Annotated in this window: 26 protein-coding genes and 1 pseudogene; 14 read left to right on the top strand and 13 right to left on the bottom strand. The window is 73.1% G+C overall.

Going from position 1 to position 23,644, the window contains the following annotated elements:
- The first annotated feature begins 19 nt into the window (after positions 1-19).
- The 3 genes from ABD785_RS12215 to ABD785_RS12205 are packed head-to-tail and all read left to right on the top strand — an operon-like array spanning position 20 to position 3,089.
- A complete protein-coding gene (locus ABD785_RS12215) occupies positions 20-1,714 on the top strand; it encodes a class I adenylate-forming enzyme family protein (protein WP_344826357.1) in 1,695 nt (564 codons plus the stop codon).
- The gene (locus ABD785_RS12210) at positions 1,711-2,103 is read left to right on the top strand and encodes a nuclear transport factor 2 family protein (protein WP_344826354.1); all 393 of its coding nucleotides are present in this window, start codon (positions 1,711-1,713) and stop codon (positions 2,101-2,103) included. The genes ABD785_RS12215 and ABD785_RS12210 overlap by 4 nt, the downstream gene beginning before the upstream one ends.
- Before the next feature lie 11 nt (positions 2,104-2,114).
- Entirely contained in the window at positions 2,115-3,089 is a 975-nt protein-coding gene (locus ABD785_RS12205) for an LLM class F420-dependent oxidoreductase (RefSeq protein WP_344826351.1), read from the top strand.
- Here the strand turns inward: ABD785_RS12205 and ABD785_RS12200 are convergent.
- Positions 3,086-5,158, bottom strand: coding sequence for an MFS transporter (locus ABD785_RS12200; RefSeq protein WP_344826349.1), 2,073 nt, complete (start codon positions 5,156-5,158; stop codon positions 3,086-3,088). The two genes, ABD785_RS12205 and ABD785_RS12200, sit on opposite strands and share 4 nt — an antisense overlap.
- Before the next feature lie 122 nt (positions 5,159-5,280).
- Between ABD785_RS12200 and ABD785_RS12195 the strand changes: the two genes are divergently transcribed.
- Together ABD785_RS12195 and ABD785_RS12190 are read left to right on the top strand one after the other, a co-directional pair.
- Positions 5,281-6,897 carry a collagen-binding domain-containing protein gene (locus ABD785_RS12195; protein ID WP_344826346.1) on the top strand — a complete coding sequence of 539 codons (1,617 nt, stop codon included), beginning with the start codon at positions 5,281-5,283 and terminating at the stop codon, positions 6,895-6,897.
- 97 nt (positions 6,898-6,994) lie between these two features.
- The gene (locus ABD785_RS12190) at positions 6,995-7,441 is read left to right on the top strand and encodes a YdeI/OmpD-associated family protein (protein ID WP_344826343.1); all 447 of its coding nucleotides are present in this window, start codon (positions 6,995-6,997) and stop codon (positions 7,439-7,441) included.
- Positions 7,442-7,463: 22 nt separating this feature from the next.
- On the opposite strand, the gene ABD785_RS12185 is transcribed toward ABD785_RS12190, so the two are convergent.
- Both ABD785_RS12185 and ABD785_RS12180 read right to left on the bottom strand, forming a co-directional pair.
- On the bottom strand, positions 7,464-8,681 hold the full coding sequence (locus ABD785_RS12185; protein ID WP_344826340.1) for a metallophosphoesterase: 1,218 nt from the start codon (positions 8,679-8,681) through the stop codon (positions 7,464-7,466).
- A gap of 71 nt (positions 8,682-8,752) precedes the next feature.
- Entirely contained in the window at positions 8,753-9,715 is a 963-nt protein-coding gene (locus ABD785_RS12180; protein WP_344826337.1) for a zinc-binding dehydrogenase, read from the bottom strand.
- 107 nt (positions 9,716-9,822) lie between these two features.
- On the opposite strand from ABD785_RS12180, the gene ABD785_RS12175 reads away from it, so the two are divergent.
- Together ABD785_RS12175 and ABD785_RS12170 are read left to right on the top strand one after the other, a co-directional pair.
- The gene (locus ABD785_RS12175) at positions 9,823-10,398 is read left to right on the top strand and encodes a TetR/AcrR family transcriptional regulator (RefSeq protein ID WP_344826334.1); all 576 of its coding nucleotides are present in this window, start codon (positions 9,823-9,825) and stop codon (positions 10,396-10,398) included.
- A gap of 96 nt (positions 10,399-10,494) precedes the next feature.
- Positions 10,495-10,701, top strand: coding sequence for a hypothetical protein (locus tag ABD785_RS12170; protein WP_344826331.1), 207 nt, complete (start codon positions 10,495-10,497; stop codon positions 10,699-10,701).
- Positions 10,702-10,793: 92 nt separating this feature from the next.
- Here ABD785_RS12170 and ABD785_RS12165 read toward each other — a convergent pair.
- Positions 10,794-10,991 (bottom strand): annotated as a pseudogene (locus ABD785_RS12165) (DNA topoisomerase IB); the annotation flags it as partial.
- A 135-nt stretch (positions 10,992-11,126) separates the two neighbouring features.
- On the opposite strand from ABD785_RS12165, the gene ABD785_RS12160 reads away from it, so the two are divergent.
- Positions 11,127-11,645, top strand: coding sequence for a flavin reductase family protein (locus ABD785_RS12160; RefSeq protein ID WP_344826328.1), 519 nt, complete (start codon positions 11,127-11,129; stop codon positions 11,643-11,645).
- A gap of 25 nt (positions 11,646-11,670) precedes the next feature.
- On the opposite strand, the gene ABD785_RS12155 is transcribed toward ABD785_RS12160, so the two are convergent.
- The 3 genes from ABD785_RS12155 to ABD785_RS12145 form a co-directional block, all read right to left on the bottom strand.
- Positions 11,671-13,143 carry a DUF4153 domain-containing protein gene (locus ABD785_RS12155; RefSeq protein ID WP_344826325.1) on the bottom strand — a complete coding sequence of 491 codons (1,473 nt, stop codon included), beginning with the start codon at positions 13,141-13,143 and terminating at the stop codon, positions 11,671-11,673.
- 63 nt (positions 13,144-13,206) lie between these two features.
- Positions 13,207-14,187: a sensor histidine kinase gene (locus ABD785_RS12150; protein ID WP_344826323.1), complete on the bottom strand. Its 981-nt coding sequence runs from the start codon at positions 14,185-14,187 to the stop codon at positions 13,207-13,209.
- On the bottom strand, positions 14,184-14,846 hold the full coding sequence (locus ABD785_RS12145) for a response regulator transcription factor (protein WP_344826320.1): 663 nt from the start codon (positions 14,844-14,846) through the stop codon (positions 14,184-14,186). Before ABD785_RS12145 ends, ABD785_RS12150 begins: the two co-directional genes overlap by 4 nt.
- 140 nt (positions 14,847-14,986) lie before the next feature.
- Here ABD785_RS12145 and ABD785_RS12140 point away from each other — a divergent pair, with 140 nt between their 5' ends.
- Positions 14,987-15,451, top strand: a complete 465-nt coding sequence (locus ABD785_RS12140; protein WP_344826318.1) for an SRPBCC family protein — start codon at positions 14,987-14,989, stop codon at positions 15,449-15,451.
- A 63-nt stretch (positions 15,452-15,514) separates the two neighbouring features.
- Here the strand turns inward: ABD785_RS12140 and ABD785_RS12135 are convergent, their stop codons facing one another.
- Positions 15,515-15,841: a plasmid stabilization protein gene (locus ABD785_RS12135; protein ID WP_344826316.1), complete on the bottom strand. Its 327-nt coding sequence runs from the start codon at positions 15,839-15,841 to the stop codon at positions 15,515-15,517.
- Between the two features lie 167 nt (positions 15,842-16,008).
- Here ABD785_RS12135 and ABD785_RS12130 point away from each other — a divergent pair, with 167 nt between their 5' ends.
- The gene (locus ABD785_RS12130) at positions 16,009-16,458 is read left to right on the top strand and encodes a hypothetical protein (protein ID WP_344826314.1); all 450 of its coding nucleotides are present in this window, start codon (positions 16,009-16,011) and stop codon (positions 16,456-16,458) included.
- Here ABD785_RS12130 and ABD785_RS12125 read toward each other — a convergent pair.
- The 5 genes from ABD785_RS12125 to ABD785_RS12105 are packed head-to-tail and all read right to left on the bottom strand — an operon-like array spanning position 16,444 to position 19,878.
- Positions 16,444-16,941: an SRPBCC family protein gene (locus ABD785_RS12125; protein WP_344826312.1), complete on the bottom strand. Its 498-nt coding sequence runs from the start codon at positions 16,939-16,941 to the stop codon at positions 16,444-16,446. The two genes, ABD785_RS12130 and ABD785_RS12125, sit on opposite strands and share 15 nt — an antisense overlap.
- Positions 16,938-17,333, bottom strand: coding sequence for a metalloregulator ArsR/SmtB family transcription factor (locus ABD785_RS12120; RefSeq protein ID WP_344826310.1), 396 nt, complete (start codon positions 17,331-17,333; stop codon positions 16,938-16,940). The genes ABD785_RS12125 and ABD785_RS12120 overlap by 4 nt, the downstream gene beginning before the upstream one ends.
- A 28-nt stretch (positions 17,334-17,361) precedes the next feature.
- Positions 17,362-18,003, bottom strand: a complete 642-nt coding sequence (locus tag ABD785_RS12115) for a 3-oxoacid CoA-transferase subunit B (RefSeq protein ID WP_344826308.1) — start codon at positions 18,001-18,003, stop codon at positions 17,362-17,364.
- A 1-nt stretch (position 18,004) separates the two neighbouring features.
- Positions 18,005-18,700 carry a 3-oxoacid CoA-transferase subunit A gene (locus ABD785_RS12110; protein ID WP_344826306.1) on the bottom strand — a complete coding sequence of 232 codons (696 nt, stop codon included), beginning with the start codon at positions 18,698-18,700 and terminating at the stop codon, positions 18,005-18,007.
- Complete coding sequence (locus ABD785_RS12105; RefSeq protein WP_425547759.1) at positions 18,697-19,878, bottom strand: thiolase family protein; 1,182 nt, start codon at positions 19,876-19,878, stop codon at positions 18,697-18,699. Before ABD785_RS12105 ends, ABD785_RS12110 begins: the two co-directional genes overlap by 4 nt.
- Positions 19,879-19,966: 88 nt before the next feature.
- Between ABD785_RS12105 and ABD785_RS12100 the strand changes: the two genes are divergently transcribed.
- The 4 genes from ABD785_RS12100 to ABD785_RS12085 all read left to right on the top strand — a co-directional run bounded on the left by ABD785_RS12100 (position 19,967) and on the right by ABD785_RS12085 (position 23,639).
- Positions 19,967-20,866 (top strand): LysR substrate-binding domain-containing protein, encoded by a 900-nt coding sequence (locus tag ABD785_RS12100; protein WP_344826303.1) that lies wholly within the window; start codon positions 19,967-19,969, stop codon positions 20,864-20,866.
- A gap of 4 nt (positions 20,867-20,870) precedes the next feature.
- Positions 20,871-21,701: an IclR family transcriptional regulator gene (locus ABD785_RS12095; RefSeq protein WP_344826301.1), complete on the top strand. Its 831-nt coding sequence runs from the start codon at positions 20,871-20,873 to the stop codon at positions 21,699-21,701.
- 127 nt (positions 21,702-21,828) lie between these two features.
- Positions 21,829-22,800 (top strand): ATP-binding cassette domain-containing protein, encoded by a 972-nt coding sequence (locus tag ABD785_RS12090; RefSeq protein ID WP_344826298.1) that lies wholly within the window; start codon positions 21,829-21,831, stop codon positions 22,798-22,800.
- Positions 22,797-23,639 (top strand): ABC transporter permease, encoded by an 843-nt coding sequence (locus ABD785_RS12085; protein ID WP_344826295.1) that lies wholly within the window; start codon positions 22,797-22,799, stop codon positions 23,637-23,639. Before ABD785_RS12090 ends, ABD785_RS12085 begins: the two co-directional genes overlap by 4 nt.
- Positions 23,640-23,644 lie beyond the last annotated feature (5 nt).

Raw genomic sequence — 23,644 nt, 5'->3', positions numbered from 1 at the left:
AGCGCACCAGGAGGCACCGATGAACACGCGAGGTCTGCACCCGGCCGAGCGGGTGGCGGAGTACACCGCGAAGGGGTGGTGGAGCGAGGAGACCATGGACGGCCTGTTCCGGGCCAGGGTCGCCGCCGAACCCGATCGCGAGGCGCTGGTCGATCCGGCCGACAAGCAGGACCTCGTCGGGTCTCCTCCCCGGCGCCTGACCTGGGCCCAGGTCGACGATGAGGTGACGGCGCTCGCCGACGTCCTGCTCGCGCACGGCGTCGAGGCGGGCGACGTGGTGGGGCTCCAGCTCCCCAACACCGTCGAGCTCGTCACCGCCTACCTGGCGCTGTGGCGGATCGGCGCGGTCGTGTCGCCCCTGGCCGTCCAGTACCGGGAGCACGAGGTCGGCGAGCTCGGGCGGCTCGCGGAGTTCACGGCCTTCGTGACGGCGAGCCGGTTCGGCGACCGCGATCTCGCCGCCGACGTCCGGCGGGCGCTGCCGGAGCTGGACACCGTGTTCGCCTACGGCCCCTCCGGCGACGTCGAGATCGGCGGCCCGGCCGCCCCCGGCGCGCGGGAGCGGGTCGAGGCGCACGTGGCCGAGCATCCGGCCGATCCGAACGACTGCGTGACGATCTGCTGGACGTCGGGGACCGAGAGCACCCCCAAGGGCGTGCCGCGCACCCACTACGACTGGCTCGCCATGAGCTGGGCGACGGTCGACGCGCCCCGGCTGACCCGCGACGACGTGCTGCTCAACCCGTTCCCGATGGTCAACATGGCAGGGATCAACGGGATGTTCCTGCCGTGGCTGCGCGTCGGCGGGCTGCTCGTCCAGCACCATCCGTTCAATCTGCCGGTGTTCCTCCAGCAGATCGCGGCGGAGCAGGCCACCTACACCGTCGCCCCGCCGGCCCTGCTCAGCATGCTGCTGGCCCGGCCCGACCTGCTGGCCGCGACGGGCATCGGCTCGCTGCGGCTCATCGGCTCGGGCTCCGCCCCGCTGCCGCCGGCGATGGTGCGGGGCTGGCAGGAGGAGCACGGGATCGGGATCATCAACTTCTTCGGCTCGAACGAGGGCATCGGGCTGATGACCGACCCGCACGACGTGCCCGACCCCGAGGAGCGCGCCCGGTACTTCCCCCGCTACGGGACGCCCGGCGTCACCTGGACGTCGCGGCTGTCGGAGCAGATCAACGTCAAGCTCGTCGACGCGGACGGCCGGGAGGTCACCGAGCCCGGTGTGCCCGGCGAGCTGCGGCTGAAGGGCCCGGTCGTGTTCCCCGGCTACCTGGGCGGCGACCTGCTGCCCAGCCCGTTCGACGAGGACGGCTATCTGAAGACCGGCGACGTGTTCGTGATCGCCGGTGCGGACGACCGGTTCCTGCACTACGTCGACCGGGCCAAGGACCTCGTCATCCGCGGCGGCATGAACATCGCCCCCGCCGAGATCGAGGGCCTGCTCGCCGCGCATCCGGGCGTCGCGGACGTGGCCGTCGTCGGCTACCCCGACGAGATCCTCGGCGAGCGGGTCTGCGCGGTCGTCGTCCCGGCCGAGGGGGCGGCGCCGGAGCTCGCCGACCTCGTCGCCTTCCTCAGGGAGCGGAAGATCGCCTCCTACAAGCTGCCCGAACGCCTGGAGCTGCGGGAGGTCCTCCCGCGCAACCCGGTCGGCAAGATCCTCAAGCGGGAGGTCAGGGCGGACGTCCTGGCCGGAAAGGAGAGCGCGTGAGCGCCGAGATCGACGTCGTCCAGGAGATGATCACCGCCTGGAACGAACTGGACTGGCTCCGGGTGGAGGCGCTGTTCGCCCCGGACGGCGTCCTGCACAGCGTCATGCACGAGCCCATCGTCGGCCGGGAGGCCATCGCCGAGCGCCTGGCGCTGCTCGCCGAGGGGCTGATCCGGCTCGAGCTGCGGGTCGAGTCCCTCGGCGAGATCGACGGCAAGGTGTTCGTGCAGCGGGTCGACGTGTTCGACACCGAGCGCGGCGGCCATGCCGAGGTGCCGGTCGTCGGCGTGCTGACGGTCAGGGACGGGCTCGTCGCCGAGTGGCTGGAGTACTACGACCGGCCGACGCTCCTGCGCGGCATGGGCCTGGCCGCCGACTTCGCCGCCTGAGGAGGGCCGGGATGAACATCGAGGTCTCCCTCGGACTCTGGCAGGACAGGCCCGCCGCGGAGGTCCTGGACACCGCGCGGATCGCCGACGAGCTGGGCTACCCGGCCGTGTGGATCGGTGAGATGGCCACCTATGACGCCTTCGCTCTCGCGACGGCGGCCGGGGCGGCCATGCGCACCTCCTCGCTGGTGCTGGGGCCCTTCGCCGTCCAGGTGCGCGACCCCATGATGATCGCGATGGGGGCGGCGTCGGTGGCGGCGCTGACCGGGCGTCCCGTCCAGGTGGCGCTGGGCACGTCCAGCACGGTCGTCGTCGAGGAGTGGCACGGCCGGGCGCGCTCCGCGCCCGGCGCCGCCCTGGAGGAGGCCGCCGAGGCCGTCGCCCCGATCCTCGCCGGCGGGAAGTCGGGCTTCACCGGCCGTCAGGTCGGCTCGCGGGGCTACCGGCTCCGGCTGGCCGCCCCCGGCGCCGATCTGACCATCGCGGCGTTCGGCCCCCGCGCCATCGCGACGGCCGCCCGTCACGCGGCCCGGATGGTGGTGAACCTCGTCGATCCCACGACGGCGGGCGAGCTCGCGGAGGCCCTGGGCGAGGCCGCGAACCGGATCGGACGGGAGCGGCCGCGGGTGGCCGCGTGGATTCCCACCTGTGTCGATCCGGACGCCGCCGCCGTCGACCAGATCCGCCGCGGCGTCGTCGGTTACCTGGCCGCGCCCGGCTACTCGGACATGTTCGAGCGGGCGGGCTTCGCCCAGGTCGTCGAGTTCGCCAGGAGCCGTCCCCATCCGCGCGAGCTGCTGGCCGCGATCCCGGACGAGCTCGTCTTCGCCGTCACCGCCTTCGGCGACCGCGACGCCGTCCTCGCCCGGCTGCGCGCCTACGAGGCCGCGGGCGTCGACGATCTGGTGATCGTCCCCGCCTGCACCGACGCCGACCCGGCCGCCGCGCACACCCTCAAGACCCTCGCCCCCGGCGCGGGGTTCTAAGTACGGAGGAGCTCGAGCTCGGTGAACGGCAGATCGAGCTCGAGCCCTCCGCCGAGGTCGGCCGCGAGGCGTTCGCGGTGGACGGCGGCGATCTGGTAGCCGCGGCCGGACCAGTCGAGGCGGTACTCCTCGACCGAGTGGACGCGCTCACCGTCCATGACCACGATCAGATAGACGGGGATGCCCTCGAAGGCGTACTCGGCGCGTTTGTGCGCGAAATCGGTGAGCGAGTGCGGCCCCGAGATCTCGATGGCGGCGAGAACGTCCCGCGAGCCGACGGGGCGTTCCATCCGGACGCCCCGGAGCACGGCGACGTCGGGGCGGCGGACGGTGAAGCGCTGCCCGGTCTCGCCGGCCGGGGGCGCGAAGACCGAGGAGAACCGCATGTCGGGGCTCTGCACGATGTCGACGCGGGAGTCGCCGGGACGGGCCAGCCGCAGGGCGACGGTCAGGTTCCAGGAGACCCGCTGGTGGGCGGCGGGAGTGCGCTCGGCGTAGACCACCCTGCCGTCGACGACCTCGACGGTGCGGGCCACGTTCCGCGGCAGCGCCAGGTAGGCGTCCTCGGTGATGAGGAGGCCGCTCCAGGGATCGAGCGTCCACGGCGGCGGCTCCGGCTCGGCGGCCCGCCTCCTGGGCGGGTAGAACAGGGCGATGAGCACGCAGCCGCCCGCGAACAGGAGCGCCGCCCACGCGTAGACGGTGCCGTAGGCGTGGAGGGTGGCGCCCTCCCGGGCGGCCGGGCCCTCGTGCGCGGTCAGGTAGTCCGCCGCGGCGGTGGCGGCGAGGGTGTTGAACAGGGCGGTCCCGATGGAGCCGCCGACCTGCATGCTGGTGTTGACCAGGGCCGCGGCGACGCCCGCGTCGCGCGGGCCGACCCCGTAGGTCGCCAGGTTCATCGCCGGGGCCATGATCCCGCCGCAGCCGAGGCCGATCACGACCAGCGCGGGCAGCACCCCCTCGGCGTAGCCCCTCGACGGATCGAGCTGGGTGAGCCAGTACATTCCGGCCGAGCTCAGCGCCATGGCACCCGGGACCACGGCCCTCGGCCCGAGCCTGGGGACCAGCACGCCCGTCGCCAGCCCGGACGCGGCCATCAGCGCGGCGACCATCGGCAGGAACGCCAGGCCCGTCCGGATCGGTGAGTACCGCAGGTTGAGCTGGAGGTAGTAGGTCAGGAACAGGAAGACCGAGAAGAGCGCGGCGCCCACGATCGCGACGGACAGGTAGGACGCCGCCCGGTTCCGGTCGGCCAGCACCCGCGGCGGCAGCAGCGGCCGCCTGCAGGCCGCCTGCCAGAGGAAGAAGACCAGCGGAAGCACGATCCCCGCGCCGAGCAGCACCCGGGTCTCGGTCGCCGACCAGCCCTTCTGCTCGGCGTTGGTCAGCCCGTACACGAGCGTGAACAGCCCGCCGGTGATCAGCGCGGTTCCCGGGAGGTCCAGCTTGACCGTCCGGTCGCCCGGGGTGCGCGGCAGCAGCAGGGCCGCGCCCAGCAGGGCCGCGGCGATGAAGACGAGGTTGATGTAGAGGGTCCAGCGCCAGCCGAGGTACTCCGTCAGCGCCCCGCCGAGCAGGAGGCCGACGGCGCTGCCCGATCCCGCGAGCGCGCCGAACACCCCGAAGGCCCTGGCCCGGTCTTTGCCCTCGGCGAACGTGGTCGTGAGCAGGGCGAGCGCCGCCGGGGCGAGCAGCGCGCCGAAGCAGCCCTGAAGCGCCCGCGCGACGACGAGCAGCGGGAATCCCGTGGCGGCCCCGCCCAGCGCGGACGCGACCGCGAACCCGGCGAGCCCCGCCATGAACGCCGCCCGGCGCCCGATCATGTCGGTGATCCGCCCGCCGGGCAGCAGCAGGCTGCCGAAGGCCAGCGCGTAGGCGGTGACGATCCACGCCCGGTCGCCGTCGTCGAACCCGAGGGCCCGCTGGGCCGACGGAAGCGCGATGTTGACCACCGTCGCGTCCAGGACGACGACGAGCTGCGCCATCCCGATCACGCCGAGGATCCACCACCGCCGCCCCCCGGCCTCCTTCCGCCGCCCGGTCTCGGGAACAGCAACGGTCCTCAGCACGGATCCCCTCCCCTAGACGTCCCTCAAGAACTACCGCCCCCGCCACGTCACCTCATGTCTCTTTACCGTTACATGGAGTAGTCATCTCGGCCTCCGGGCCGTCGCCCCTCATGGAAAGACCTTTGACCGGGGCACCAGCGCCGTCGCTCGCCGCACGGGAGCGGACGGCCGATCATGTGGTCATGGTGAAGTCCTCGAAGCCCGCGCTCGCCGCCGTTTCCGCCCTGGTCGCCGCCGCGGGCCTCGCCACCGCCCTCGCCGCGAACGCCCATGTGCGGGCGGCGAGCAACCCCGTCGCGGGCGGCAACGGGTTCACCGTGGTCGTGGCGGGCGACGCCGAGGTCTCGGGGAACGAGAACGACGGCACGATGGCGATCGGCGGCGACCTGACGCTCACGGGCCGGTACCGGGTCGCCGGCGGCGGGGCGGGCTCCTTCACCGCCCCCGGCGACACGAACCCGACCGCGCTGGTCATCGGGGGAAGGGTGAACTGGCCGGCGAGCGCCTCCGGCGGCTCGCTCCAGGTCCTGTCCCAGGGGTTCGTGAAGATCGGTGACCTGGCGGCGAGCCGGGTCCTCAGCGTCGACGGCAACGGCGCTCTCGTGAACACCCAGGTCAACGGTGGTGGCGCCTACGATTCGGCTCCCCGTGTCGAGCTGACCACAAGGCAGGACACGTCCTCGGTCGGCCCCGGGCTGCCGTTCGATCCGGCCGCGCTGTTCGACGCCTACCGCGAGCGCGCCGACGAGCTGACGAGCTGCGTCTCGAACGTGAACCTGCGCGACGGCGACGGGGCCGCCCTGGCGCCCACCGGCATCCCCGCCGGCACCAACGCCAGGATCACCCTCGCCGCGGGCCGCACGAACGTCCTGCACCTCAGGGCGTCCGACCTCGCGAACATCTCCATCCTCACCTTCGGGAACAGGCCGACGGCCACCGCCCCGCTCCTGGTCGTCGTCGACACCTCCGACGTCGGTGACTCCTTCACCTGGGCGGCCCCGAACTTCGCCGGCATCGGCGGATCCGACGCGTCCTTCATCCTGTTCGACTTCCCGACCGCCACCCAGATCACGCTGCCCGCGGGGCAGGGCGGCACGATCGAGGGCACGATCTTCGCCCCGCGGGCGCGGCTCACCGACCTGAACTCCTCGAACATCGAGGGCAACGTCATCGTCGGCGGCCTCGTGCACGGCTCAGACGCCGGTGACGGCGGCGAGATCCACAGCTTCCCGTTCGCCACCACCCTGGACTGCGTGCCCGTGATCGCCACCGAGACCCCCACCCCCACGGTGACCATCACCCAGGTCACCGCCCCGCCCGGCCCGACTCCTGCGACCGGCCAGCCGAGTCCGCCCGCGCCGATCCCGAGGCCCGCTCCCGGCAGGCTCGTCGTCGACAAGCGGGTCGACCGGACGGCCGTCCGCGTCGGCCGCAAGGTCTACTACGCGCTGCGGGCCACCAACCTCGGCCCGGGCCCGCTCACCAGGACCTCCTTCGTCGACGACCTCTCCGGCGTCCTGCGCCACGGAACGGTCCTCGGCGGCTTCCGCTCGACGGATGGCAGAGCCCGCTTCTCCCGAGGCCGCCTCACCTGGGCGGGCTCCCTGGCCGCGCACCGCTCGGTCGTGATCACCTTCACCGTCAGGACGGCCCGGGTCGGCACCATGGACAACTCCGTCGTGTGGAGCACCGGCCGGGACCGCACCCGCACCTTCATCACGCCCCGCACCACGAAGTAGCGGGCGTGACACCGGTCCTGAAGGGGTTCTGAAGGGATTCTGAAGCGGTGGACGGGACCCTGGAGGTACAGCGCACAGCAACGGAGGGAAGACCGCGATGACCGCCCTGAAGTTCCACGCCGTCCTGGAGACCCACGGCAGGACCGCCACCGGCATCGAGGTGCCCGACGAGATCGTCGAGGCGCTCGGCTCGGGGCGGCGCCCCCCGGTGACGGTCACGCTCGGCGCCCACACCTACCGCAGCACGCTCGGCGTCATGGGCGGCAGGACCCTGCTGCCCGTCAGCGCCGAGCACCGCAGGCTCGCGGGCGTCGCGGCGGGCGACAGCCTCGAGGTGGTGCTCGAACTCGACACCGCCCCCCGCGATCTTCCCGTCCCCGCCGACCTCGCCGCGGCCCTGGACGCCGCTCCCGGCGCGGCCGAGGCCTTCGCCCGCCTGTCCCCCAGCGCCAGGAAACGCCACATCGTCGCCGTCGAGTCGGCCAGGCAGGCGGAGACCCGCGCCCGCCGCGTCGCCCAGGCGGTCGACGCGCTGCTCGCCTGACGCGCCGCGGATCTCCCGCGGGTCAGGCCTGGAGGGAGGCGAGTTCGATGACCGTGACGTCGGAGGGGGCGCCCACCCGGACGGGCGGCCCCCACGCCCCGGCGCCGCGGGTGACGTACAGCTGGGTGTCGCCGTACCGCTCGAGCCCGGCGACGGTCGGGTTCGCCAGCTCGGCCACGTAGGGTCCCGGCCACAGCTGCCCGCCGTGGGTGTGCCCGGAGAGCTGCAGGTCGACGCCGTGCTCGACCGCGTCGTGCACGACGACCGGCTGATGGGCCATCAGGACGACCGCCCGGCCGGCGTCGCGGCCGCCGAGCGCCCTTCCGAAGTCCGGGCCCTCGCCCGACGCCTCACCGCGCAGGTCGTTGACGCCCGCCAGATCGAACGCGCCGAGCGCCACCCGCTCGTTCACCAGCGGGGTGATGCCCAGCTCCCGCACGTGGTCGATCCACTGCCGCGCTCCGGAGAAGTACTCGTGGTTGCCGGTCACGAAGTACTTCCCCTGCCGCGCCCGCAGCCCGGCCAGCGGCGCGGCGGCCGACGCCAGGTCCGGAACGTCCCCGTCGACCAGGTCGCCGACGATCGCGATCAGGTCGGCCTGGGTCGAGTTGACCACGTCCACGATCCGCTTGCAGTGCTCCCGCCCCGCCAGTGAGCTCAGGTGGATGTCGCTGACGACCGCGATCCGGAACCCGTGCCCCGCGCGCGGAAGCTTGGCGAGCGGCACCGTGACCCGCAGCACCCGCGGCGGCCGCCACGCCTGGTAGGCCCCGTATCCGACGGTCCCCGCCGCGACGACCCCGGCCGTCAGCGCGATCCCCCGAGCGACCACCAGCCGCCGCGACACCTCCGGCGCGGCCTCCTCCCGTGCGGCCCCCTCCACTGCGGGTTCCGCCGGTGCGGGTTCCGCCGGTGCCTCCCCGGACGTCCTCCGCCCACGGCGCATCAACCAGGGCCGCACAAGCTCGGACGCCAGCAGCGCGAGGAACAGGTACAGCGCGACGGCCATCCAGAGGTATCCCGGCCACTCCAGCGCCCGTGTCACCGCCATCGGGGCCCCGGCCCGCCCGGCCGCCACCCCCGCCACCGTGAGCAGCGGCATCAGCACGACGGCGGCCGTCCCGGCCCGCCGCGCCCACCCCCCGGCGGCGGTCGTGTCCCGCACCAGCCGCGCCCACAGGTACCAGTGCAGCCCGACGACGAGGACCAGGATCAGCGACACCACAACGACGATCAACACTGCCCGATCCTAGGGCCTGGTCCACGGGGCCCGTACCGGGGCCGGTTCAGGGGTCCTGCTCAGGGGCCTGCTCAGGGGATGAGGACGAGACGGCCGAAGACCTCGCCGGAGTCCAGCAGGCGGTGCGCCTCCCTGGCCCGGTCCAGGGGGAGGACGGCGTGGATCACGGACCGGAGGCCGCCCTGGACCGCGGCGGCGAAGTGGGCGGCGCGGACGGCGCCGCGGGCGGGTGAGGGGACGGTCGCGGAGCTGAAGGTGGCGAAGGACATCGACTTCTGGAACGCCGCCATGAGGTGGGTGCCGAAGTCCGCCGGAGGCTGCCCGCCCCTCGCGCCGACCGCGACGAGACGGCCGTTCGGGGCGAGCCTCGGGAAGAAGGAGGGCAGGTCCGGGCCCGCCACCACATCGATGATCACGTCGTAGGCGCCGGGGGCCGTCCCGTCCCCCTCCCCCGAACGGTCCAGGACGTGGGTCGCGCCGAGGGCGCGCAGGCGCGCGCCGCGGCCGGGCGAGGAGGTCGTGACGGCCACCGCCGCGGCCCCGGCACGGGCCGCGAGCTGGACGGTCATGATCCCGATGCCGCCGGAGGCCCCGCGCACCAGGACCGACTCGCCGGGCGCGAACCGGGCGTGGGCCAGGCCGAAGTGGGCGACCGCTCCGGAGCCGCCCAGGGTCACCGCGTCGGCGGCGGTCAGTTCGCCGGGCAGCGGGACGAGCTCCTCGACCGGGGCGGCCGCCCGCTCGGCGTAGCCGCCGCCCACCCCGGTGAACGCCCAGACGCGCCGTCCGATCCAGCTCACGTCGACCCCGTCGCCGACCGCGGTCACGGTGCCCGCCACCTCGCCGCCGGGGACATGGCCCTCGGTGAAGCCGTAGGCGGCCAGGGCGCCGCTCCGGAGCAGCGTGTCGACGCCGCCGACCCCGATCGCCTCCGTGGCGATCATCACCCTCCCCGCGCCGGGAACGGGATCGGGAAGATCGACGATCTCCAGCCCCGCAGGCTCCCCGAACGTCCGGATCACGACCGCCTTCATGTTCTTCTCCTCCTCTGACCTGGCCGGATATCACCCTGCCGGACCCCTCCGGCCGATTCCTCCGGACGTTAACGGACACCCCCGTCCGTTTGGCTAAAGTGAGAGCGATGACCGGCCGCTTGCCTCACACCCTGCGCTCCGACGCCCGGGACAACCTCGAGCGCATCCTCGACGCCGCCAGGACCCTGTTCGCCGCCGAGGGCCTGGACGTGCCGATGCGGGAGGTCGCCCGGCGCGCCGGGGTCGGGCCCGCGACCCTCTACCGCCGCTTCCCGACCAAGCAGGCCCTGGTCACCGAGGCCTTCGCCGACCAGATGCAGGCCTGCCACGCCATCGTCGATGAGGGCGTGGCCGACCCGGATCCGTGGAACGGCTTCCGCCTCGTGGTCGAACGGCTCTGCGCGCTGCACGCCCGAGACCGCGGCTTCACCGACGCCTTCATGGCCGCCTATCCCGGCGCGATCGACTTCGCCGAGGGAAGACGGCGTGCCCTGACCGCGATGGCCGCCCTGGCCGAGCGCGCCAAGGACGCCGGCCGCCTGCGCCCCGACTTCGTCCTGGACGACCTGATCCTCATGCTCATGGCCAACAGGGGCCTCCACGCCGCCTCTCCGCCGGCTCGCGCCGCCGCCTCCCGCCGGTTCGCCGAGCTCATGCTCCGCGCCTTCGAGTCCCCCGGCTGACCGGGCCCGAAACGGGTGGCCGAATTTCCGCGCCCCCGGGAGTTTGCGCTGGGAGCCCCGGGTATGCGGCCAGGACCGAAACGAAAGGCACCCGTCATGATCACCCTCCTGATCGGCCTCTTCCCGTTCGGCATCCTGCTCGGCATGCTGGCTCTGGAGAAGATCGAAAGCGCCCTGCCCGCCGTCGCCGGCCCCGAGCCGGAGACCGCCGAGCCCTCTTTGGCGGAGGCGGAGATCATCTCGCTCCTCCCCCGGCTCCAGCAGCGCCTCGCGGTCGGCGAGACGCTCACCGACACCGCCTGAACCGCCCGGCCGGCGGGCAGGGCCCGGTCGATGGTGCGGTCCCGCTCGTACAGCTCGATGATCCTCGGGTCGATGTAGAAGGCGCGGGCCACCGCGGGGGTGTTCCCGAGGTGGTGGGCGAGTTCCCTGACGACCCGGCCGACCGCGTCCTTCGCCGCGGTGGAGCTCGTGTGATCGGCCTCCCTGGAGACGGCCGGCCCGATGGCGGCCGGCACGGTGCCGTGCCAGGTCCGGAAGTCCTTGGCCGTGAAGTCGCCGTCCGCCGCCTCGCGCAGGTAGGCGTTGACCTCGTCCGCGTGGACGGGATGCCGGCAGGCCGCTGCCCGTCTTCGGACATGCCCTCTCCCCTCCCCCTCGCCCGGGGAACCTCTGCCCGCCGGTCGCGGCGGGCGGTTCGCCGGTGATCTGGCGGGTAGTCCGGCGAGATGAGCTCACCCGCCTCCGCCGACGACTCCGCCGATGATTTCGTCGACGGCTTCGACTACCCGGTGCTCGTGGTGACCACCGTGGACCCGGGGACGGGCCACCGGGCCGGCTGCCTCGTCGGCTTCTCCACCCAGGCGAGCATCGACCCGTTCCGCTACCTGGTCTGCCTGTCCCGGAGCAACCACACCTTCGAGGTCGCCCGTGGCGCCCGGCATCTCGCCGTGCACGTCCTGGACCGCGACGACCCGGACCAGCGCGAGCCGGCGGAGCTGTTCGGCACCAGGACGGGCGACGAGATCGACAAGTTCGCCCGGTGCGCCTGGCGGCCGGGCCCGGCCGGCGTGCCCCTGCTGACCGGCGCCTCGCGGCGTCTCGCGGGCCGGATCCTCGACCGGTTCGACCTCGGCGACCATGTCGGCTTCCTCCTGGAGCCCGTCCAGGTCGAGGGCGACTCCGCCGCGGACCCGCTCGGCTTCCACGGCGTCGAGGATCTGGAGCCGGGCCACCCCTCGGGCTGACCGCGGGGCGTTCCGGTCCGGTGGTTCACCGCGGACAGGTCCCGGGGACGAGCGGATGACGGCGGATCAGGTCGCGGGCGGCGGACCTGGACAGGTTCGCCTCGGGCCAGGCGTCACCGTCGCCCAGTGCCTCGGCGTAGTGGCCCAGCAGGCATGAGCGGCGGGGTTCGGGGAGCCGGTCGAGCGCCGGGACGGCGTCGGCCGACAGCTCTCTCAGATATCCGGTGTCCAGGTGGCGGCCGTCCAGGACGCGGTCGACGTTCCGTCCGGCGATGAAGGCGTCCGGGTTGATCAGGCCCAGCACGAGCAGCCCGGCGGCCCCGGTGGCCGCGACGGTCCGCGGCAGCCAGGCGCCGCGGAGCCGGACCCCGGCGACTCCGATCAGGACGAACACCAGCCCGAGCCAGAGCTCGAAGGAGTGCACCCACAGCCGCAGCCGGGTCCAGCCCGACGCCTCCTCGTACAGGGACATCCGGCGCAGCGCCACCGCGACGATCACCAGGGTCAGCGCGCAGAGCAGGCCCAGCAGGACCCGCACCAGCACCCGGTCCCTCTTCTCGGCCAGCGGCGCGAAGCGGTAGGCGATCGCGACGACGGCCAGGACCAGGACGGTGACGGCCACGAGCTGGAAGAAGCCCTGCCGGGCGTACTGGGAGTAGCTCAGGCCGGTGGAGCGCAGCAGCGCGTCCTTGTCCCCGGCGAACAGGACGGTCGCCTGGACGGCGGCGAAGACCACGAACAGCAGGTTCAGCGCGGCCAGCGGAAACGCCCACGGCAGACGGCCGGCGGGTTCGGGCCGGGTGATGAGGCCGTCCAGGCTCGGCGGCTCGGCGCACTGGTGGGCCAGGGCCAGCGTGAGCAGCCCGATCGTCAGGAACAGGAAGCATCTGATGATCACCGAGGGGAGCGTGAGGTCGGGCAGCACGGCGGCGATGACGCTGTCGAAGGCGGCGTCCGCGCTGGCCAGCAGGGCTCCGAAGACGACCAGGAGGAGGAGGGCGGCGAGGCCGCTGCGCAGGGCCGTCCCGGCCCTGCCACGGCCGGCGCTCGCCTGCGCGCGCACTCCCCGTTCGAGCCAGGGCACCATCCGGAAGATCGAGGCGAGGGGCGCGAGGCCGCCGCCGGCCAGGTCGAGCCAGCCCTTTCCGCCGATCGTCGCGTAGGAGAGCAGCGGCAGCGCCAGGCAGACGGACAGGGCCACGATCCAGCCGGCGTCGCGGAGGGCGGCGATGCCCAGCAGCGCCACGGCCAGCGTCCCGAACAGCAGCGAGGTGCGGTCCATCCGCCGCTTCCGCAGGGGGGCGAGGGCGCCGAGGACCGCGAGCGCCGTGATGAGGAGGTTCGCCCCGACCCGCTCGTAGGCGAGGACCGCGGCGCCGGTCAGCGCGGCGACGAGCGCCCCGGCCAGGACGTGGACCGAGGCTCCCTCGCCCTCCGGCTCCGGGACGGCGGGGGGTTCCACGACCCAGACGGTCTGCGGGGGATGGTTCTCGGACATCGAAGCCTCCTGTTTTCGGCATGGGGGTAGTGCCAGAGGTGCTGCTGGACGGTGGGAGAGGAGTCAGGGCAGGGTGACGCGGATGCGGCAGCCGTGGTCGGAGTCGACCACCGCGATGCGCCCGCCGTGCAGGTCGACGACCCAGCGGGCGATCGCCAGCCCGAGGCCGGTGCCGCCGCCGGAGGTCCCGCCGCGCACGAAGCGCTCGAACACCCGGGGCCGTTCCTCGGCCGGGATGCCGGGGCCGTCGTCGGTCACCTCGATCCGCACGGCGCCGTCCTGGTCGAGGCCGGCCGTCACCGTGACGACGCCGCCGGCCGGGGAGTGCCGTCCCGCGTTGTCGAGGAGGTTGGCCATGACCTGGTGCAGCCGGTCGCGGTCGGCGTTGCAGGTGAGCCCGGGGAGGGTCTCGAGCAGGTACTCGGCCCGGTGGTTGGCGGCGGCCTCCGCGATCGTCTCCTCGGCGAGCGAGCGCAGGTCGAACACCGCCAGGTCGAGCTTGGCCACCCCGGCGTCGACCTTGGACAGGTCGAGGAGCTGCTTGACGAGGCGGCCCAGCCGTTCGGTCTGCTGGAGGGCTCCCTCGACGACCTCGGGCGTCGCCGGGGTGACGCCGTCGGCGACGTTCTCCAGGACGGCCTGGAGCGCGGTGATCGGTGTCCGGAGCTCATGGGAGACGTTGGCGACGAACTCGCGGCGCTGCCGCTCGACCTCGGCGAGATCGGCGGCCATGGTGTTGAACGCCCGGCCGAGCTCGCCGACCTCGTCCCGGGAGGTGACCCGCACCCGCTGGTCGTACCGGCCCCTGGCCATGGCGCGGGCGGCGGCGGTCATCTCGCGCAGCGGCGCGGTCATCCCGTGCGCGACGAGCTGGGTGACCATCAGCGAGCCCAGCACCGCGAACGGCAGCGTGATCCTGGCCCGGAAGCCGAAGTAGTACCCCCATTTGACGATCATCGCGGAGGTCGCCGCGGTGACCACGGTGACGATCCCGATCTTGACCTTGATGGAGCGCAGGGGATCCAGCGGGCGCGGCCGCTTCATGACGGCTCCAGGGCGTAGCCGACGCCGTGGACGGTCCGGATGAGCCCGGCCCCGAGCTTGCGGCGCAACGCCTTGACGTGGGTGTCGACGACCCGCTCACCCGCCGCGTCGGCCCAGTCCCAGACCTCGGCCAGGAGGACGGCCCTGGTCAGGACCGTCCCGGGGGTGCGGGCCAGGCAGTCCAGCAGGTCGAACTCGATCGGGGTGAGGTGGACCTCGGCGCCGTCCACCCGGACCCGGCGGGCGGCGCGGTCGATGGCGAGCGGGCCGAGGCTCTCGGCGCTCGCGGTCTGCGCCGACCTGCGCAGCAGGGCGCGGACCCTGGCGACGAGCTCGCGCATGCTGAAGGGCTTGGTCACGTAGTCGTCGGCGCCCACCCCGAGCCCGACGAGCAGGTCGGTCTCGTCGTCGCGGGCGGTCAGCATGAGGACCGGGACCGGGCGCCTGGCCTGGACCCTGCGGCACACCTCGAGGCCGTCGAACCCCGGCAGCATGACGTCCAGGACGATCATGTCGGGCCCGAAGGCCGCGTCCCGCTCGACCGCCGACGGCCCGTCCGCCGCGAGCGCGACCTCGAACCCCTCGGCCTCGAGCCGCGCGACGACCGCCCCCGCGATTGTCGGCTCGTCCTCCACCACGAGGATCCTCTGCTTCGTCACACCCCAGAGCGTAGGAGACGCCCACGGAGAGTTGGTGTGCCGCTTGTGTGGATTTCGTGTGGTTTCGCTGTTTCGGTGCCCTGACCCCGGGCATGCGCCGTGGGGTCAGCGAAGCGGAACACACCCACCGAGGAGGAAGCATGAGCACGATCGAGCAGTCGATCGACGTGGCCGTCCCGGTCAGAACCGCCTACGACCAGTGGACGCAGTTCGAGGAGTTTCCGCGGTTCATGGAGGGCGTCGACCGGATCGAGCAGGTGACGCCGACCCGGACGCACTGGAAGACCAGCATCGCCGGGGTCCACCGCGAGTTCGACGCCGAGATCAGCGAGCAGCTCCCCGACGAGCGCATCGCCTGGCACTCGACCGGAGGGGCGCGCCAGGCCGGTGTCGTCACCTTCCACCGGATCGACCCCTCGACCACCCGGGTCATGCTCCAGATGGAGTTCGCCCCCGACGGCGTCGCCGAGCAGGTCGGCGACAAGCTCCACCTGGTGGAGAGCCGGGTCAAGGGCGACCTGAAGCGGTTCAAGGAGTACATCGAGGGCCGTCCGGAGCCCTCGGGCGCCTGGCGCGGCGAGGTCCCGCAGGACCCCACCGGCTGACCGGCCCCTGCCGCGGCCCCGTCCCTCTCCTCGAGGAGCGGGGCCGCGGCACGCAGGCGCCGGTCAGCGGCTCAGGGCCTTCTCCAGCTGGGCCTTGGTCATGGAGGAGCGGCCCTTGATGCCGCGGTGCTTGGCCTCGTTGTAGAGCTGCTCCCTGGTGCGCCCCTTGGGACGGTCCGTGCCCGACCGCAGTCCTCCCCTGCGTCCGGAGGAGATGTCCTCCGTCGAGGATCGGCTGGAGGTCTCGGCCTCGCCGTGCCGCGCGCGTTCCTTGTTCACGGTGCGCGCGGCGATCTCCTTGGCCCGCTCGGCCGAGGCTCCCTGCTTCTTCTCGGAGTCCTTGATGTGCTCGTACTGGCGTTCTCGCTTCTCACTCCAGGCTTTCGGCATATCCGGCCCCTTCCCGCGGACCGGGGTCCAAACCAGGCGGACGGGCGGGCCCCGGCCAAGGATCCTCCCGCTTACATGACCCGTTCTTTCCCTGGCCGGGCGCCCTTGTTGCACCGATCCAGGGATGTTCGAAGGATCATAGAGGGGTGGGGAGGAGCGGCTTCGCGGTGAGCGGGAGGGCCGGGCGCCGGGCCGTCGCGACGGTGGCCGGCGTCTGGGGCGTGCTCGTCTCGGCGGCGTGCGCCGTGGCCCTGCTGAGGCCCCCGGACGATCTCCAGCAGTTCCTCGAGGGCGAGACGCTCCGCGAGGACACCCTGGTGTCCCTGCTGGTCTTCCCCCTGGCGGTCTCGATCGGCGAAGCGGCGGCGATCATGCTGGTGTGGTCGGCCGTCCGGAGTTTCCGGGTCGCGGACGCTCCCCTTCTGTGGTGCAGGCGCCAGCGCGTCGCACTGTGGGCCTGCGCCCTGGGCGCGGTCCTGGCGATCGGCTGCGCGACGACCGCCGACAACCCCTGGACGGGAATGCCGCCGGAAGCCCTCTACACCGGGCTGATCGCCCTGTGCTGCCACAGCGCCCTCGCCCTCACCATCATGATCGCCATCTCACTGAGCGGCTAGCGCCTCGTAGAAGGGCTTCATGGCCGGGTAGTAGTCGGTGAAGGGCCGCTGCGGGGTGCCCTCACGGGCCGCGGTGAGGAGGTCGAGGTAGTACTCCCAGCCCGCTCCCATCTCCCCGACGGGCGCGCCGGGCGCGAGATGGTGGACGAAGCGGAGTTCGGTGACGCCGCCGTCCTCGGTCAGCAGGAGTTCCAGGCCGCCGTCGCCCTCGCCGGCCTCACCGGTCATCGACAGAGCCAGCCGGTGCGGCCGCTCGCAGGCGTCGATGCGCATGTCGACCCAGGGCTCGCCGTCCTCGAACAGCATCCGCACCCGGATGACGGCGCCCGGGGCCGCCTCCCCCTCCCAGGGCCCGAACCAGCGGGCCGTGCGCTCGGGCTCGGTGACGCTGTCCCAGACGTCCTCGATCGGCGCCTTGTAGGCACGGGTCAGGATCAGGTCCCGCCCTCGTTCGGTGACGATCAGCCTTCCGGTCGGATTCATGCCGTCCTCTCCTGTTCTGCTCGTTCCGCTTCAGCTCGTACCGCTTCAGCTCGGTCCGGCGACCGCTCCCCGCGCCGTTCGCGGGTGGTCCGCCGCACCTCGGTGTCCAGCGCGTCGAGGTGGTGCGCCCATCCCGCCGGGCGGGTCAGCTCCGCCAGCCAGCCGGTCAGCTCCCCCAGCCCCTCGGTCCGCAGCGAGTAGACCCTGCGCCGCCCGACGAGCTCGTCGCTCACCAGCCCACCCGTCCGCAGGACCCGGAGATGACGGCTCACGGCGGGACGGCTGATCGCGAACCTCTCCGCGATCGCCCCCGCCGGAAGGCTCCCCCCGCGCAGCAGCACGAGGATCTCCCTCCGCACGGGATCGGCGATCGCCTGCACCACCTCGTCCATTCCTGAAGCGTAACCTACAGGTTACGCTTCAGGAAGACGCGGCGGCGCGCAGGGGAACCGGCAGACGGGCGCTCAGGGCGTCGAGGGTGATCCCGAAGGTCTCGCGGACCACGGCCCCGGACGGGCCGACGTCGATGACGGCGACGTCGGTGTAGACACGGCTGACACAGCCCCGGCCGGTCAGCGGGTAGGTACAGGACGGCACCAGCTTGGAGCGGCCCTCCCTGTCGAAGAGCGTCATCATCACGAAGACCTGCTTGGCGCCGATCGCGAGGTCCATGGCCCCGCCGACGGCCGGGATCGCGTCGGCGGCGCCGGTGTGCCAGTTGGCGAGGTCACCGGCCGCCGACACCTGGAACGCGCCCATGACGCACACGTCGAGGTGGCCGCCGCGCATCATCGCGAAGGAGTCCGCGTGGTGGAAGTAGGACGCCCCCGGAAGCTCGGTCACGGGGACCTTGCCCGCGTTGGTGAGGTCGGGGTCGATCTGCGCGCCCGTCGCTGCGGGGCCCATGTTGAGCATGCCGTTCTCGGTGTGCAGCACGATGCCCGATCCGGCCGGGAGATGGTCGGCGACCTTGGTGGGCCGTCCGATGCCGAGGTTGACGTAGGAGCCGGCGGGGATGTCGCGGGCGACGACGGCGGCGAGCTCGTCGGGGGTGAGGGCCATGTCAGCGTGCTCCTTCGACGGTGTAGTGCCGCTGCTCGACGGCGACGACGCGGTCGACGTAGATGCCGGGGGTCACGACGGCCTCGGGATCGAGGCTCCCGGCGGGGACGATCCCGCTCACCTGCACGATCGTGGTGGCGGCCGCGGTCGCCATGACGGGCCCGAAGTTCCGGGCGGTCCTGCGGTAGACGAGGTTGCCCATCGTGTCGGCGCGGTGGGCGCTGATCAGGGCGACATCACCCTTGATCGGGTATTCGAGGAGGTGGAGGCGCCCGTCGATGATCCGGGTCTCCCTGCCCTCGGCCAGCGGGGTTCCCGCGGCGGTCGGGCAGTAGAAGGCCCCGATGCCCGCGCCCGCGGCGCGCATCCGCTCGGCGAGGTTGCCCTGGGGCACGAGCTCGAGCTCGATCCGCCCGGCCCGGTAGAGCCCGTCGAAGACGTGGGAGTCGCTCTGCCGGGGGAAGGAGCAGATCACCTTCCGGACGCGTCCGGCCCTGAGCAGGGCGGCCAGCCCGACCTCTCCGTTGCCGGCGTTGTTGGACACGATCGTCAGGTCCTTCGCGCCCTGCCGGATCAGCCCGTCGACCAGGTCGAACGGCATCCCGGCCAGCCCGAACCCGCCGACCAGGACGGTGCTGCCGTCCTCGATGCCGCCGACCGCCTCCTCGACGGTCTCCAGGAAGCTCGTGCGGCTCATGCCCCCACCCCGGTGTTCTCCAGGACGACGGCCAGTCCCTGCCCGACGCCGATGCAGATCGCGGCGACGCCCCAGCGTTCGCCGCGCTCACGCAGCACCTTGGCGAGGGTGCCGAGGATCCGGGCGCCGCTGGCCCCCAGCGGATGGCCGAGCGCGATCGCGCCGCCCCGGGTGTTGACGATCTCCGGGTCGATGCCCCAGGCGTCGACGCAGACCAGCGACTGGACCGCGAAGGCCTCGTTGAGCTCGACCGCGCCGACCCGGTCCCAGCCGATCCCGGCCCTGGCCAGGGCCCTGTTGGCGGCCTCGACCGGGGCGTAGCCGAAATCCTGCGGGTCGAGGGCGAACGTGCCGCGCCCGGCGACGCGGGCGAGGGGCTCCGCCCCGATCCGGCCGGCGGCGGCCTCGGAACCGAGCAGCAGGGCGGCGGCGCCGTCGCTCAGCGGGGAGGCGTTGCCCGCCGTGATCGTCCCCTCGGCGCGGAAGCTCGGCTTGAGCCCGGCCAGCTTCTCGATCGAGGAGTCCGCCCGGACGCCCTCGTCGCGGGCCAGCCCCCCGGTGGGGACGACCAGGCCGTCGTAGAAGCCCTCGTCCCAGGCCGCGGCCGCCAGCCGGTGGGAGCGCAGGGCGAAGGCGTCCTGGCGGTCCCGGCCGACGGAGTACTTCTCCCCCAGGCTCTCGTTGGCCTCGCCGAGGGAGACCGTCCACTCGCGCGGCATCCGCGGGTTCACCAGCCGCCAGCCGAGGGTCGTCGAGACCGCGGCGAGGTCGCCGGGCGGGAAGCCCTTGGCGGGCTTGGGCAGCACCCACGGGGCCCGGGTCATCGACTCGACGCCGCCGGCCAGGACCACGTCGGCGTCGCCCGTCTCGATCAGGCGGGAGCCGGCCATCGCCGCCTCCAGGCTGGAGCCGCACAGCCGGTTGACGGTCGTGCCCGGAACGCTGGTGGGCAGCCCGGCCAGGAGCGCCGCCATGCGGGCGACGTTGCGGTTCTCCTCCCCCGCGCCGTTGGCGTTGCCCCAGACGACCTCGCCGACGGCGGCCGGGTCCAGGCCCGGCACCCGGTCCAGGAGCGCGGTGATGACCCCGGCCGCGAGGTCGTCCGGCCGCACGGCCGCCAGGGCGCCGTTGAACCGGCCGAACGGGGTCCGGACGGCGGAGTAGAGATAGGAGCTCATGATTCCGAGGCTAGTGAGCCGTCTTGATACAGTGAAGTATCAATATCCGACCCCATTGAGACCCTGCCGATATGGATCCTCCGCCGACATGGATCTTCGTCATCTGCGGTACTTCGTGGCCGTCGCCGAGGAACTTCATTTCGGCCGGGCCGCCGAGCGCCTCCACATGGCCCAGCCGCCCCTGTCGCAGGCCGTCCGCAGGCTGGAGGCCGAACTGGGCGTCGAGCTGTTGCGCCGCACGACCCGCCGGGTCGATCTCACCGACGCCGGCCGCGCCTACCTGGCCAGGGCGCGCCGGATCCTCGGCGAGGTCGACGAGGCCTCCCACGAGGCCCGCCGGGTCGCCGCCGGGGCGGTCGGCCGGCTGTCGATCGGCTGTGTGGGCTCCGCGACCTACAGCCTGCTGCCGGCGCTCTCGCGCGGCCTGTCGCTGGAGCTGCCCGGGGTCGACTTCTCCTTCCGCGGCGAGATGCTGGTGCCCGGCCAGGTGGCGGCGCTGCGCTCCGGCGAGATCGACCTGGCGCTGCTCCGGCCGCCGGTCGCCGACCCCTCGCTGACGGTCCTGCCGCTGCGCCGGGACCGGCTCGTCGTGGCCGTCCCCGCCGACCATCCGCTGGCCGCGCTGCCCCGGATCGGCGTCGCCGACCTGCGGGAGGCCCCCCTGATCGTGCACTCGGCGGACCGCCGGTCGGTGATGTACGGCATCGTCCTGCGGCTGTTCCGCGACGCCGCCGTCGAGCCCCGGGTCCGCCACGAGGTCGGAGAGACCTCCACCCTGGTCACCCTGGTGGCCGGCGGCCTGGGCGTGGCCGTGGTCCCCGAGCCGGTCACGGCCCTGGCGCTGGAGGGCGTCGCCTACCGTCCCCTGGACGCGCCCGAACCCGAGATCGGCCTGGCCCTGGCCCACCGGACCGACCGCACCGAGCCCCATCTGGCCCGCGCCGTCGCGGTCACCCGGCGGATCGTCCTCGGCCGGGCCCTACGCTGAGGCCGTGCGGCCCCTGGACGGAGCCGCCGTCACCACCGGGAGGGAACGGATCATGCCGTCCGAGGGAGCCGGCGAGCCGGGCCTCGTCAAGTCGGCGCAGCGCGCGCTGGAGATCATGGAGCTGCTCGGCGCCCACCGCGAGCCGATGTCGGTGGTCGAGCTCCACCGGCGCACCGGATATCCCCGCTCCTCCCTGCACCAGCTCGTGCGCACGCTGACGGCGATGGGCTGGGTCGAGCCCACCCCCGACGGCCTGTGCGTCGGCGTCGGCGCGAACGCCCTGCTGTGCGGCACCGCCTATCTCGACCGGGATCCGGCGCTGCCGTTCGCGGGGCAGACCCTCGAGGCGGTGCGCGACAAGGTCGGTTACACCGCCCACTACGCGCGGCTCGACGGCGCCCGGGTGATCTACCTCGCCACCCGCGAGGTGCTCAGGCCCGCGCGGGCGACGTCCCGGATCGGCCGCCAGCTTCCCGCCCACGCGACCGCCCTCGGCAAGATCCTTCTGGCCGAGCTGACGGCCGACGAGCTCGGGGCCGTCCTGCCCGGCGATCTCGCCGCGCTCACCGAGGCCACCCTCACCGCCCCGGACGCGCTGCGGCGCGACCTGGAACGCGCCCGCGACCGGGGCTACGCCACCGAGCGGGAGGAGAACACCGCCGGGATCTGCTGCGTGTCGGCGGCGGTCCCCTACCGGATCCCCGCCACGGACGCGATCAGCTGCTCGATGCCGGCCGCCGCCGCGACGGACCGCGAGATCGAGCGCGTCGCCGGGGTCCTCCTGGACCAGGCCGCCGGGCTCTCGGCCCGCCTCCGCCGCGAGGGGATCCGCTGAAGGCCCTGATCACCGCCCGGTGAAACCGCCGGTTTCCCCATGAAACCGGGATGAAGCCATGGTGAAGCCGGGCCGGGCGAAGCTCTTCTCATCCGCCGGGACGGTCCCGGCGAGGGGAGGAGGGATCGTGACGGACCTCAGCGCCGTCCGGGCCGAGGGTCTGGTCAAGGACTTCGGGGACTTCCGGGCCGTGGACGGGATCGACCTGCACGTCGAGCAGGGCGAGATCTTCGGGGTGCTCGGCCCCAACGGAGCGGGCAAGACCACCATGCTCAGGATGCTGGCCACCCTGCTGCCGATCGACGGCGGCCTGGCGGAGATCTTCGGCGTCGACGTCAGGCGGGAGCCGCACCGCATCCGGCAGCTCGTGGGCGTGACCGGCCAGTACGCCTCGGTCGACGAGGACCTGACCGCGCTGGAGAACCTGCGGCTGTTCGCCCGCCTCCAGGGCCTGAGCAGCGGCCGGGCCGGGAGCGTCGCCGGCGACCTGCTCGACCGGTTCGGGCTCCAGGAGGCGGCCGACCGCCCGCTGGCGCAGTTCAGCGGGGGCATGCGGCGCCGGCTCGACCTGGCCTCCAGCCTGATCACCCGGCCGCCCCTGATCTTCCTGGACGAGCCCACGACGGGCCTCGACCCGAGGACCAGGGGCCAGATGTGGGACACCATCCGCGAGCTCGTCACCGACGGCTCCACCATCCTGCTCACCACGCAGTACCTCGACGAGGCCGACCAGCTCGCCGACCGGGTGGCCGTGATCGACCGGGGCCGCAAGGTCGCCGAGGACACCCCCGACGCCCTGAAGACCCAGGTCGGCGACTCGACCCTCCAGCTCAGCCTGGCCGACGGCGCCGATCTCGGTGCCGCCGCGAACGTCGTCCGGCGGCTGCTGGGCGAGGAGCCGGTCCTGACCCCGGAGTCCGGCCGCGTCAACGTCCCCCTCCCCGACCCCAACCGGGCCGCGGACATCCTCATCGGCCTGCGGGAGGCGGGCCTCGGCATCGCCTCGGTGAGCGTCGACAAGCCGACGCTCGACGAGGTCTTCCTCACCCTGACCGGCCATGGCGCCGACGACGAACCCCTGAAGGAGGCGGCCCGATGACCGTCGCGACCCCCACCGCTCCCGCCGTCAAGCGGATCGACGCGGCCGCCGTGGCCGCCCGCACCACCCCCCGCAGCTCCCTCCAGGAGACCCGGGTCCAGATCTTCGCGATGGCGTGGCGGGCGCTGAAGAAGATGCGCCGCAAGCCCGAGCAGTTCTTCGACGTCCTCATCCAGCCGCTGCTGTTCACGGCGATGTTCGCGTTCATCTTCGGCGGCGCGATCTCCGGCAGCGTCTCGGACTACCTGCCCGTGCTGATCCCCGGCATCCTCGCCCAGACGGCCCTGACGGTCTGCATGGCGACCGGGGTGCAGTTGCGGGAGGACATGGACAAGGGCGTCTTCGACCGCTTCAAGTCGCTGCCGATGGCGCGCATCGCCCCGCTGGCCGGGCCGATGGTCGCCGACCTGATCCGCTACTTCATCGCCTCCACGCTGACGCTCGTCACCGGGCTGGTCATCGGCTACCGTCCCGGCGGCGGGGTGTTCGGCTGCGTGGCGGGCATCGCCCTCACCGTCGCGGCCGGCTGGTCGCTGGCGTGGATCTTCACCTGGCTGGGCACGATGGCGCGGTCGGCGCAGAGCGTCCAGGGCATCTCGATGATGATCATGTTCCCTCTGACGTTCCTGTCCAACGCCTTCGTCCCGGCCGAGACCCTGCCGGGGTGGCTCCAGACCTTCGTGAAGATCAACCCGGTGTCGCACGTCGTCTCCGCCGTGCGCGACCTGTTCAACGACGGTGCCGTGACGGCCGAGGTCGGCTGGGCGGTCGTCGGCTGCGTGGCCGTCGTCGCCCTCTTCGCCCCGCTGGCGGTCCGCTCCTACTCCCGCAAGATGTAGGGCGG

Source organism: Actinocorallia longicatena (assembly GCF_039534125.1).
Lineage (GTDB): Bacteria > Actinomycetota > Actinomycetes > Streptosporangiales > Streptosporangiaceae > Actinocorallia > Actinocorallia longicatena.
The sequence above is the reverse complement of the archived record's forward strand: the minus strand, read 5'-3'. Positions and strand labels throughout refer to the sequence as shown.

Excerpts from the sequence above, each read along its gene's own strand:
- ABD785_RS12155 (WP_344826325.1), bottom strand. The coding sequence starts at position 13,143 with ATGTCCGAGAACCATCCCCCGCAGACCGTCTGGGTCGTGGAACCCCCC.
- ABD785_RS12110 (WP_344826306.1), bottom strand. The coding sequence starts at position 18,700 with ATGAGCCGCACGAGCTTCCTGGAGACCGTCGAGGAGGCGGTCGGCGGC.
- ABD785_RS12175 (WP_344826334.1), top strand. The coding sequence starts at position 9,823 with ATGACCGGCCGCTTGCCTCACACCCTGCGCTCCGACGCCCGGGACAAC.
- ABD785_RS12205 (WP_344826351.1), top strand. The coding sequence starts at position 2,115 with ATGAACATCGAGGTCTCCCTCGGACTCTGGCAGGACAGGCCCGCCGCG.
- ABD785_RS12105 (WP_425547759.1), bottom strand. The coding sequence starts at position 19,878 with ATGAGCTCCTATCTCTACTCCGCCGTCCGGACCCCGTTCGGCCGGTTC.
- ABD785_RS12215 (WP_344826357.1), top strand. The coding sequence starts at position 20 with ATGAACACGCGAGGTCTGCACCCGGCCGAGCGGGTGGCGGAGTACACC.
- ABD785_RS12140 (WP_344826318.1), top strand. The coding sequence starts at position 14,987 with ATGAGCACGATCGAGCAGTCGATCGACGTGGCCGTCCCGGTCAGAACC.
- ABD785_RS12125 (WP_344826312.1), bottom strand. The coding sequence starts at position 16,941 with ATGAATCCGACCGGAAGGCTGATCGTCACCGAACGAGGGCGGGACCTG.
- ABD785_RS12180 (WP_344826337.1), bottom strand. The coding sequence starts at position 9,715 with ATGAAGGCGGTCGTGATCCGGACGTTCGGGGAGCCTGCGGGGCTGGAG.
- ABD785_RS12135 (WP_344826316.1), bottom strand. The coding sequence starts at position 15,841 with ATGCCGAAAGCCTGGAGTGAGAAGCGAGAACGCCAGTACGAGCACATC.
- ABD785_RS12100 (WP_344826303.1), top strand. The coding sequence starts at position 19,967 with ATGGATCTTCGTCATCTGCGGTACTTCGTGGCCGTCGCCGAGGAACTT.
- ABD785_RS12085 (WP_344826295.1), top strand. The coding sequence starts at position 22,797 with ATGACCGTCGCGACCCCCACCGCTCCCGCCGTCAAGCGGATCGACGCG.
- ABD785_RS12160 (WP_344826328.1), top strand. The coding sequence starts at position 11,127 with ATGAGCTCACCCGCCTCCGCCGACGACTCCGCCGATGATTTCGTCGAC.
- ABD785_RS12190 (WP_344826343.1), top strand. The coding sequence starts at position 6,995 with ATGACCGCCCTGAAGTTCCACGCCGTCCTGGAGACCCACGGCAGGACC.
- ABD785_RS12120 (WP_344826310.1), bottom strand. The coding sequence starts at position 17,333 with ATGGACGAGGTGGTGCAGGCGATCGCCGATCCCGTGCGGAGGGAGATC.
- ABD785_RS12115 (WP_344826308.1), bottom strand. The coding sequence starts at position 18,003 with ATGGCCCTCACCCCCGACGAGCTCGCCGCCGTCGTCGCCCGCGACATC.
- ABD785_RS12150 (WP_344826323.1), bottom strand. The coding sequence starts at position 14,187 with ATGAAGCGGCCGCGCCCGCTGGATCCCCTGCGCTCCATCAAGGTCAAG.
- ABD785_RS12170 (WP_344826331.1), top strand. The coding sequence starts at position 10,495 with ATGATCACCCTCCTGATCGGCCTCTTCCCGTTCGGCATCCTGCTCGGC.